Source organism: Rheinheimera sp. (assembly GCF_020217005.1).
Taxonomy (GTDB): Bacteria; Pseudomonadota; Gammaproteobacteria; order Enterobacterales; family Alteromonadaceae; genus Pararheinheimera.
Genome location: NZ_JAIWOI010000159.1, coordinates 1 through 10000 on the forward strand (window position 1 = coordinate 1; position 10000 = coordinate 10000).

9 protein-coding genes are annotated in these 10000 nt (G+C 44.6%); 3 read left to right on the forward strand and 6 right to left on the reverse strand.

What is annotated here, in order from left to right; all coding sequences use genetic code 11:
• Positions 1-450: 450 nt before the first annotated feature.
• Positions 451-1683 carry a UDP-N-acetyl-D-mannosamine dehydrogenase gene (gene wecC, locus LDL40_RS07730; protein WP_300994686.1) on the forward strand — a complete coding sequence of 411 codons (1233 nt, stop codon included), beginning with the start codon at positions 451-453 and terminating at the stop codon, positions 1681-1683.
• A gap of 48 nt (positions 1684-1731) precedes the next feature.
• Here the strand turns inward: wecC and LDL40_RS07735 are convergent, their stop codons facing one another.
• The 6 genes from LDL40_RS07735 to LDL40_RS07760 are packed head-to-tail and all read right to left on the reverse strand — an operon-like array spanning position 1732 to position 7701.
• On the reverse strand, positions 1732-2988 hold the full coding sequence (locus LDL40_RS07735) for a lipopolysaccharide biosynthesis protein (RefSeq protein WP_300994687.1): 1257 nt from the start codon (positions 2986-2988) through the stop codon (positions 1732-1734).
• Positions 2975-4261 carry an O-antigen ligase family protein gene (locus tag LDL40_RS07740; protein ID WP_300994688.1) on the reverse strand — a complete coding sequence of 429 codons (1287 nt, stop codon included), beginning with the start codon at positions 4259-4261 and terminating at the stop codon, positions 2975-2977. The genes LDL40_RS07735 and LDL40_RS07740 overlap by 14 nt, the downstream gene beginning before the upstream one ends.
• On the reverse strand, positions 4261-4971 hold the full coding sequence (locus LDL40_RS07745) for a hypothetical protein (RefSeq protein ID WP_300994689.1): 711 nt from the start codon (positions 4969-4971) through the stop codon (positions 4261-4263). Before LDL40_RS07745 ends, LDL40_RS07740 begins: the two co-directional genes overlap by 1 nt.
• Positions 4968-5873 carry a glycosyltransferase gene (locus tag LDL40_RS07750; protein ID WP_300994690.1) on the reverse strand — a complete coding sequence of 302 codons (906 nt, stop codon included), beginning with the start codon at positions 5871-5873 and terminating at the stop codon, positions 4968-4970. Before LDL40_RS07750 ends, LDL40_RS07745 begins: the two co-directional genes overlap by 4 nt.
• A gap of 33 nt (positions 5874-5906) precedes the next feature.
• Entirely contained in the window at positions 5907-6632 is a 726-nt protein-coding gene (locus LDL40_RS07755; RefSeq protein WP_300994691.1) for a WecB/TagA/CpsF family glycosyltransferase, read from the reverse strand.
• Positions 6633-6663: 31 nt separating this feature from the next.
• Positions 6664-7701 carry a glycosyltransferase family 4 protein gene (locus LDL40_RS07760; protein WP_300994692.1) on the reverse strand — a complete coding sequence of 346 codons (1038 nt, stop codon included), beginning with the start codon at positions 7699-7701 and terminating at the stop codon, positions 6664-6666.
• 305 nt (positions 7702-8006) lie between these two features.
• Between LDL40_RS07760 and wecA the strand changes: the two genes are divergently transcribed.
• Both wecA and LDL40_RS07770 read left to right on the forward strand, forming a co-directional pair.
• Positions 8007-9074, forward strand: a complete 1068-nt coding sequence (wecA, locus tag LDL40_RS07765; protein ID WP_300994693.1) for a UDP-N-acetylglucosamine--undecaprenyl-phosphate N-acetylglucosaminephosphotransferase — start codon at positions 8007-8009, stop codon at positions 9072-9074.
• On the forward strand, positions 9067-10000 hold a 934-nt coding region (locus LDL40_RS07770), incomplete at its 3' end, for an oligosaccharide flippase family protein (protein ID WP_300994694.1). The genes wecA and LDL40_RS07770, both read left to right, overlap by 8 nt.

Below are 10000 nucleotides of genomic sequence, written 5' to 3' on the forward strand. Positions count from 1 at the left end.
GTGTATTGCCTGTTAAATAAAACCAAATCAGCAAGAGCCACAGACCTTTGCGGCGATAATACAGGCAGGCGAAAAAAAACAACCAGAGGAATATATTCTGCGGGTATAAAAAGGGTTCTAAAAAATCTTTCACTTTCCGATCCTTGAACTGAGCTGTATCAGTAGCTGTTTCTACCCTACATAATTGATGTTGCAGTGAGGCGACAAGTGCGCGAGCCCTCAGGAGCATATCACCTATGCGACTGGAGCGAGAGCACACAGTCGACAAAGCAATAGCGTCAAATACGACGGGTGTGCAACGATACCACAGAGTTACTAAGCAACCATTCAGCTAACACTGTTATTTTATTAAAAATTTTTTCAACAGCCGCTCTTCGTTATCTAAGCTTTCTGGCGTGCTGTGATAAGATGTCAACAAAGCAAGAGCCAACAAGGTTAATGGAGTTCGTTATGTTTAAAACGGTGTCAGTGATTGGTTTGGGGTATATAGGCCTGCCGACGGCAGCCATGTTGGCATCACGCAAATTGCGCGTGATTGGTATTGACGTAAACCAGCATGCTGTCGATACCATCAATCAGGGGAAAATTCATATAGTCGAGCCGGAACTAGATATGTTGGTGCATGCTGCAGTTACCGGAGGTTATTTGTCAGCGCAAACCAAACCTGTGGCGGCAGATGCATTTATGATTGCTGTGCCTACGCCATTTTTTGACGATTTGTCACCGGATTTAACTTATGTTGAAGCGGCGGTAAAATCCATTGCCCCTGTATTGGCTAAAGGCAATTTAGTGGTGCTGGAATCCACTAGTCCTGTTGGCACCACAGAAAAAATCTGCCAGTGGATCAGTGAAGCCCGTCCTGATTTAACGGTACCCACAGACTCTTCGCAGCCAGACATTCACGTGGCCTATTGCCCTGAGCGTGTGTTGCCTGGCCGTGTTGTCTATGAACTGATTGCCAACGACCGTATAGTCGGCGGTTTAACCCCAGCCTGTTCTGAGAAAGCCAAAGCTCTGTACCAGACCTTTGTCACTGGCGAATGTTTAATTTCTGACGCCCGCACCGCAGAAATGTCAAAACTGACAGAAAACGCCTTCCGTGACGTCAATATAGCTTTTGCTAACGAGTTATCGCTGATCTGTGATGAGCTGAATATCGATGTCTGGGAACTGATTAAAATGGCTAACCGCCACCCCCGTGTAAATATTCTGACGCCAGGCGCTGGTGTAGGTGGCCACTGTATTGCGGTAGACCCCTGGTTTATTGTGCATTCAGCACCAGAGCAAGCCAAGCTGATCCGCACTGCCCGTGAAGTCAATGATTTTAAACCTCAATGGGTACTGCAGAAGATATTGTCGACTGTGGCCAACCATGCGCTGCACAAACCTTCGATTGCTTGTTTTGGTCTGGCCTTTAAGCCGGACATTGACGATCTACGTGAAAGCCCGGCTTTGCATATTGTCAACGACTTAGCCCAAGCTTATCAGGGTAAAATTTATGCTGTTGAACCTAACGTCGAAAAAACCAATAAGCTGGCGTCCAATGTTGAATTGGTGTCTGTTGAGCAAGGTTTAAAAGCTGACATTATCGTCATTCTGGTGAACCACAAAGGTTTTGGTGATTTGGACTTTAGTAAAAACAGCCTGATCAACGTGGTAGGCCCATTGCGCTCAGCACACTAAGCTGATCTTACTAAGAAAGAGCCAGTCTGAACCAGACTGGCTCTTTTATTAAAGAGCCTGCAAAATCCGGCCTTGACGTCTGATTTGCCAGACACAAGTGAGCACCAGCATAGAGGTAATAAGCAGATTACCAGTTAAAAATAACCAGGCTGTTAATTCCACTGTCAGGCTGTAATTAAACCAGCAATAGGCCAAAGCAGTTAACACTACGGCTAAAGTCACCAACATAGCTTTATAGTGATTGGCACCAAGCGAAGTCAGCAGTACTTCAAAATAGGTTTTCAGCAAAGTGATCCATAAAGTCGCCAGCACCAAATGCAACATCAGCAGATGGTCAGGGTCCAGAACCTCGTTAAAAGACAGCTGATACAACCAGTCACCCAAGGGCCACATCAACAGATAAGGCAAGGATAAAACAGGTAAGGTAAAGACAAAAACTTTACGGAAAAAACCTAGTTTGGCCCGCAAGTCAGTTAAACGACTTAACCTGCTTAAAAATACCTGCGAAAAAATCACAGGCAATAAGGTAATAGGCATAAATAAAATGAAAAGTTTGCGAAATTGCCCCAGAGCCAGCAAGGTACTGAATAAAGCCAGAAAAATAAAAGGAATATTGGTCATAATAATGGCAAACACATCGTGCAGAGCAAAATGCAGCCTATGCCGGATGTCCTGCCAGCCAAAGTAGCTGGAAAAGTTTTTAAAATAAGGCCCTGCTCCTGCTTTTAACTCAGGCCATAACACATTCAATCCCATCACCACTGGCAATAAACTCGCCACCAACACAGCTTCCAGCATGGCATCAAGTTGTGTGATGACTCCGGCAAAGAGTAGCGCAACAACCAGCAGTAAACTCAGAGCGCCAACAAACTGTGATTTCACCTCAACAAAAAACTGCTGCCGGCCTTTGAGGTAACAAAATATCGCCTGACTGATAGCCCAGATCAAACCAATCAATAAACTCAGCAGGTAAAGGTAATAAGGCACAGTGTCGTTAATCCAATAATCTATACCGATAGCTGCGCCACATAACAGCAAAAACACAATAAAGCTTAATACCAAGCTGTTGAATAAAAGGCTGATTTGCTGCTGTTTAGCAGAATAGTGGATTAGATAAAAACTAACGCCAAAAGCTATGGTTGGGAAAAACAAATTCGCCAGCATGTAAATATAACTAAAGACACCAAAATCGCTGGCAAGCAGCTGTCGGGCCACTACTAAGTTTAATAACCAGCGTGAGCCGAAATTCAGGCCATGAGCCAGGCTATTGTTCAGCAGTTTTCGAACAAAATCACTGCGCAGCATGCTGTGGTTCCCGATGATTTTGCTGTAACTGGCACTGGATCAAAGCTGCAGCGTTAATAAAACCCCAGACAGGCCACAACATGCCAGAACTGATCACGTGACCAGCGATGCAGGACACCATCAGCAACAACAGATTGAGCAACACCAGAGTGGCGGCAATATCAGAGGCAAAAAGCCGGCACAGTCTTAAGTTCTGCGCAATAAAACCTATAAAAACCCAGAAGAAAAACAATAGACCTGCTACACCATAAAAAATATATAAATCAAAAGGATCAGACTCAGCCCAAAACTTCCACAGATGTTCTGAAACGCCAATCAGCCCCACTCCAAACACTCGATGTAAGTCACTGTAATAAAAACTAACCACTTGCCAGATTTCAGCAGCGTATTTATCACGTGATGACAACAGCACCCCCAACAGACCTTGCTGCTGATAGATGTGCTGCAACTTTTCAGCTAACCCCAACTGAGCTAACAGCAGCGGCGCTTGCCAAATCACCAGGGCAGTAATGACCGCTAACAACGCCGCAACCAAGGCCAGCTTCGACCAGTTCAAACGGATCAACCAAGGCGTGACCGGGATCAACAAGACTAAAATCAAAGAGCCCAATAAGCCGGTTTTTGTCAACATTAAGCTGGCACACCAGACGGAGCTCGCAGCCACAGCAATAAAAATCAACTTTTGCTTTTGCCAGTAGTAATGCAACAGCCAGGCGGATAATACCAGCAGCACCACAGAGAGTTCATTCGCAGCATTAAAGAAACCTTTACTGCCTAAATCCACTTTACTCAGATGTTCTTGTGGCAAATATGAGGTGTAGCCATAGCCCAAAGCACCCAGTATAAAATTCACCAGCACTATGACGTAGTTGAACACAAAAACCTGATGCAGAAACTTTAAGGCAAACTGGCTATCCAGCTTTGCCAGTGACAGCAGATAGTAAAACGCGATAACAGGCGAAATTAGTTTAAGTAGTAACCCCAGATCTGCAGCTAAAGATCCGCCCAGTTGCAACCAGCTATAAAAAGCCCCGGGCAGCAGTAACACAAAAAGTCCGGGAAAAAGCAAAAATGTCTTGCCGGTGCGCAGACTTAAGGAGAGCAGCATCAACAGCAACATCATCACTTTGTACAAAGCAGACAGGCCAAAGCTGCGACCCAACTGATTGAGTAAAAAGCCATTACAGGCATCCACTAACAGATAGCAGCTACATAGCATGAGAATGAGTTTATCCAGCCACTGGATCTGCTGGAAAAAGCCCTGAAGTCGCATTAAAGCCGCCATAACATCAACAAAATAAAGGCACAGCTAAAACCCAAACAAGCACCAAACAGCAACATTAGCCACAAGGCTGGACTTTCGCTTGTCTGAGGGATTTGGGGGCTTTGTAATTGCTGCAATGCAAAAGGCTGAGCTTGTTGAGCGTAATCAAGTTCGAATTGCAGTTGTTCTTGCTTTTGTTTCACTATATCAGTGCTTTGAAGCTGCTCTAACGAACGCAACTCTTGTCGTTTTTGCTGAATAAAACGTTGACGCCACAGTTGATCCCATTGTTTGAGAATTAACTCAAGCTCAGTCTGCGCATTTTGTGCTGAGTTGCTGGTCCACTTCAGGGTGACCAAATTACCACGTCTTTTGTGCTCGACGCTTAATTGCTCAGCTGTAGCAGCCCGGGATAGGGACTGAAAAAAATCAGGCTCTTTTAACCAGACCAAAGCTCTGGACATATCATCGGCTGAGGCACCACCTACATTGGCAGGGTTTTTATCCGCGGGATCATCCCTGCGTGTTAAACGTTCTGTTTGCCAGTCGGTTAAACTAACGACTGCAAAGGCCTGATAACGATCAGCTGTGCTCAATTGCACTATATAAAGAGTGGCGGCACCTAATACAGCTGCAGCAAGTAACAACAGCCAAAACCGCCTAAGTAATAATGCGCTCAGACTGACAAAGTTGGCCTGAGTCAACAGATTCTGGTTCATTTTTTTGAGAACAATCCTTTAATGCCTTTGCTTAGCAGCTGCTGCCGGAACTTAATAGCCCATTGTAATTTTTGTTTCAGGTAATAACGGATTTTAGTTGCCCACAGGCCATAACGGCAAAAAAACAACAAACGTGGCAAAGAAAGCTGCTGTTGCTCCATCACCAACCGATAAAATTGCTGATTTTGTTTGTTCCGCTCGTTCATCAAAGGCAGGTGTTTTTCGACAAAATAGCTTTGTGCCGCTAATCGTTTAGGTGAGGTGGTAATGCGGCCTAATTCATGACCCACATGCACTACATAAGTCGCTTCTGCCAAACGCAAAGCTTTACCGTAGGCAGCCACCAGCCTGATCCACATATCGTAATCCTGAAAAGCCGCCAGCTGAACGTCAAAGCCACCTTGAGCCAGTATGCGACTGCGTTTTACCAGAACTTGATTCGACAAACAGTGGACATCCAACAACTCTTTTAAACCCACGATAGCGGCGTCCGGATAGAGTTGTTTTCGTATGGTGCCGTAATCCCAAAAGTAGCTTGAACAAACAAAAGCGTACTGATCATCGTAAGCCTGAAATAAAGAGCTTAGCCTGTTGGGCAGAAACTCGTCATCGTCATCCAGGCCAGTAACAAACTCACCTTTGGCCTCAGCTATTGCTAAATTACGTGCAGCACAAGCGCCTTGCCCTTTCTCCTGTCGAAATAAACGAACGCGAGGTTCATCAGCGTAAATCCGGTTTAAGGTATCCCAGGTTGTGTCCGTCGAGGCGTCATCCACAACCAGAAGCTCAAGATGAGGATAATCCTGCGCCAATACGGAGCGGATCGCACGCTGCACCATATCCACTCTGTTGAAGGTGGGCATATAGACGCTGATCAGAGGTAAATCGGACTGTTGCTGCACTATAAAGTCTCTCTGTTTTTCTAATGGGTGTAATCAGAGTTTGTTGGTTAAATATAACCAGGCATAGGTCACTAAATTACTTTGCCGGCCGATACGGGACGGTTGTGATAATAAACGGTAAGCCCACTCTAAATGCAATTTACACCACAAGGCTGGCGCTCTTTGCACATGCCCTGTAAATACATCATAGGTACCGCCTACCCCCATATAATAGGCATTAGGTAATTGCTGTTGGCATTTGCCAATGAACACTTCTTGCTTCGGAGAGCCCATCGCAACTGTGACAATACGGGCTCCACTCTGGCTTATGCGGCGAATCAGTTCACTTTCATCTTTAAAATAGCCATCCTGGGAATCCACTACATTGACTCCCATAGCCGTCAGTTTTTCTACTGTCTCGGCCATCACTGCAGGTTTTGCTCCGACTAAAAATACCGGGGTTTTAGTCACAGCAGCTTTTGCCATTAACGCCTGCCACAGTTCACAACCAGGAATACGTTCTACTTTACGGCCCAATTTGCGCCGCATGACTTTCACCACTCCCATACCATCGGCATAGCGGATATCCGCTTTGTTCAGAATGCCCATCAGCTCCGGATTTTTACCAGCAGCTATGACTTTTTCCGGGTTCATGGCTATTGCAGAGCCGGAAAAAACACTGCCATCGTCCTGAATCACATAATTGACCAGCTCATTCATATTACTGAACGCCATTACCCCAATGCCACCTACTGGTACCACTTCAGGTTGTATCGCCATGGTTGTATTTACCCTTGTCATAAAAAATTGTTTATAGCGCGTTGTACAATTGTTGGATTTTCACAGCGACAGAGTCTACCAGACAGTCTCTTGCATACTGGTGCCCCGACTGCTGCAATGCGGTGTAGTCTGAGTCTGATAAACTTAATAGCTGCTGAATTTTTTTAAGCAAATGCTGCGCTAACAAATGCTCGTCTGATTGCTCAATGATCCAATATGAATCCGCCCCCAACTGCTCAGCTGAGCCGTCGGTTAAAGTAGCAATGACGGGCGTATAGCAGGCCATAGCTTCAGTCATCACCAGACCAAAAGATTCGTTACGCGATACACTTAAAAAACATTTACTGCGTTGGTATAAAAGTTTTAGCTGTTCAGCACTCTGGCCTGCCAGAAGCTGTAAATTCGGATAAAGAGACTTTAACTGTTCAAATTGCGCCAGATATGGCCCAGCGCCAACCACACAAAGAGTTTTATCTTTTAGCTCAGGTAATATGGCTATTAACCTGTCCATCCCTTTGTTTTTATCCAGATAGCCAACGTATAGCAAATCGATATCCTTTTCTGATCTGCTGAGTAGTTTGGCATCTGCATAGGTCTGGGCTATACCTGCGGATAACACCACAGATTTAGGACTTGCAGTACAAGCTTTCACCTGCAACTTTGCACTTGTAAAAATCCATTGATTGACAAAGCCACAGCACCAGCGATACAGGGTACTAAAAGGCTGATAGTGATAAATATCACTGCCATGACAAGTCACTACTATTTTAACTGAAGGCTTACGTAACCATTTATAAGCCAATGCCAGCCAGATCGTTGGATAAAAAAAGTGCACATGAATGATGTCAAAGCTTTTCCGGCTTAATACATAAGACCAGAGAAACTGTAAAAACAGCACGGGGTATTTCAGCAGTCGGTTGAGCAGACTGTCATTATGCCAGCTCATAAAAAAATAGCTGACTGTCTGGCGTTTTTTTAGCGCCAGCATCTGGTTGGTGACAAACTGGCCCTGGAAAGGCGCAGAGGGTTTAGGCCCCATATTGGTGATAATCAATACTGCTTTAGTCACAGCGGGTTTCCTGTGTTAACAGCACAGATCCAGGTTGAAGAAAACCGTAAAAACCTGAACTCTGTTAAAATAATAGTGTTCGCCAACATCTTGATTAACCGCACAAAAATCAATCAAAATACAATACCGTCACAAAGATTGTGACAGAAATAACAATTAGAGCATTATTTTCTGACAAAGTCGTTATTCCTTTCAATTTTATCTCTGACATGCCGTAGTCAGCCCTGATTTCTTCACCTATAATCAGGCCAATTTCGCTAAAGTCAGTTCGCATTATTTCAGGCTAACAAGCCGTTGGACAACTCATGACAGAACATTTGCAGCTGTTTATTACTACCTTCGTTCTAACGTTAACTGCCATATTCATTCTGATCCCATTGTCTGTCAAAGTGGGATTGGTAGATAAACCTGCAGGTCGTAAACAACATGTAGGCTCTGTGCCACTCATTGGCGGAATCTCCATCTTTATTGGCGTGGGTTTGACGCTGGCCTGGTTTGGTTTGCCAGAAAACATCCATTATTACTATCTGCTCTGCGGCGGCACTATTGTCATACTAGGAGTATTTGATGATTTTATGGACTTAAGTGTTAAATTGAGGCTTTGTGTACAGCTGTTGATTGGTTCAGCCATGGTCTATGGGCTGCAATTGCACCTGGGTAATTTAGGTAATTTATTTTCACTGGGTGATGTCACTCTTGGTTATGCGGGAATTCCTATCACATTGATTGCTGTCATAGCGGCAATCAACGCTTTTAATATGATAGATGGTATAGATGGTTTAGCCGGTATGCTCAGTGGTGTTACTTTTGTTTCTGTCACACTAATGATGGGGATGGGGGGGCAACTAGAACATGCGGTTTTACCTATGGTTCTGGTTTTTGCACTTATTCCTTACTTGTTGTTTAACCTGGACGTCGTTGGTAAAGGTAAAGGCAAAATTTTTATGGGTGACGCTGGCAGTATGCTTATTGGTCTTACCGTAATTTGGTTATTGATCATAGGCACTCAAAGTGATACTGCAAGTTTCCGCCCTGTCACCGCCTTGTGGGTCATTGCGGTGCCTCTGATGGATATGGTGGCTATTATGCTACGCAGGATCCGCAAAGGTCAGTCTCCATTTTTAGCCGACCGCGAACACTTACACCATATATTCCTCCGTCTTGGCTTGAATTCCCGTCAGGCCCTGGTAGTGATTAGCTCATTCTCCTGCATGCTGGCAACTTTAGGTATCATCGGCGAATACCTGATGGTACCGGATTTAATTATGCTTCTGTTGTTCCTGATAGTATTCAGTGTTTATTCATACACTTTGCAGCATATTTGGCGCATTACGCGGGCTATAAAACGTTATAAAGCGAAACGACGTGGTTAAGTTCTTAGTTAAAGTAGCCAAAGCAAATGCAGTTGCTTTATTAGGTGAACGATTAGTTAAACTGGGGGCCGGCGCTTTAATCACTATTATTGTTGCCCGAATGCTGGGTCCTGAAGCGACGGGTTACTACTCTATTGTTATGACCTGGAGTGCATTTTTAGCGCCCTTGGCCAATTTAGGTTTAAATAATCTTGTGCAAAAGTCGGTGCAATCTGCCCCTGACACGCTCACAGGCCAGCAAATATTATTTACCGCTACCTGGCTTCGGTTAATAGCTGGTTTTGTGTTTGCTACTCTGATGTTTATTGGTTTTAGTTGGTATTTGCCTACAGAGTTTACCCCCTACCAGCTCGGCGCTGCGATGCTTTTTGTAGGTCAGCTGTTTAACGCTTTTATTTTGTTTGAATTCCATCAGAATTATTTAGGCCAGTTCCGCACCCTCGCCTACAGCAAACTCGGTCTAGGTATTTTGGGACTTATAGCTAAATTAGCAGTACTCTGGTTAGGCCTTGGCATTGGCGCTTTGTTTTGGATTGTTGGCCTGGAATTTGTCGCAGTAGGCCTGTTGCAATATCAGATTTACAAAGAATACAGTAAAAGCATCAATGCCGAGTCTGGCCGTCTGACTCTGGCCTGGTTTAAATGGCAACATGGTAAAGAGTTATTGCGGCGTTCCACTTGGTTGTGGTTATCAGGTATTTTATCAGTAGTATATCTGCGTATCGATCTGATTATGATCGAACGTCTGATTGATATTGAAGCTGCAGGTGTTTATGCCGCTGTCAGTCGCATTTCTGAGCTGTGGTATGTCATACCTGCGACTTTAGCAGTTCGGTATTATCCTGAATTGCTCAAAAGCCATCAGAACAGTTGGTCAGGTTATCTGTTGTTGCTGCGAAAATATTGTGGTTACTTCTTTGCGATGG

What these genes read in the sequence shown, in the direction of transcription:
- wecC (WP_300994686.1), top strand. Translation starts at nt 451, where the DNA reads ATGTTTAAAACGGTGTCAGTGATTGGTTTGGGGTATATAGGCCTGCCG.
- LDL40_RS07735 (WP_300994687.1), bottom strand. Translation starts at nt 2,988, where the DNA reads ATGCTGCGCAGTGATTTTGTTCGAAAACTGCTGAACAATAGCCTGGCT.
- LDL40_RS07740 (WP_300994688.1), bottom strand. Translation starts at nt 4,261, where the DNA reads ATGCGACTTCAGGGCTTTTTCCAGCAGATCCAGTGGCTGGATAAACTC.
- LDL40_RS07745 (WP_300994689.1), bottom strand. Translation starts at nt 4,971, where the DNA reads ATGAACCAGAATCTGTTGACTCAGGCCAACTTTGTCAGTCTGAGCGCA.
- LDL40_RS07755 (WP_300994691.1), bottom strand. Translation starts at nt 6,632, where the DNA reads ATGGCGATACAACCTGAAGTGGTACCAGTAGGTGGCATTGGGGTAATG.
- wecA (WP_300994693.1), top strand. Translation starts at nt 8,007, where the DNA reads ATGACAGAACATTTGCAGCTGTTTATTACTACCTTCGTTCTAACGTTA.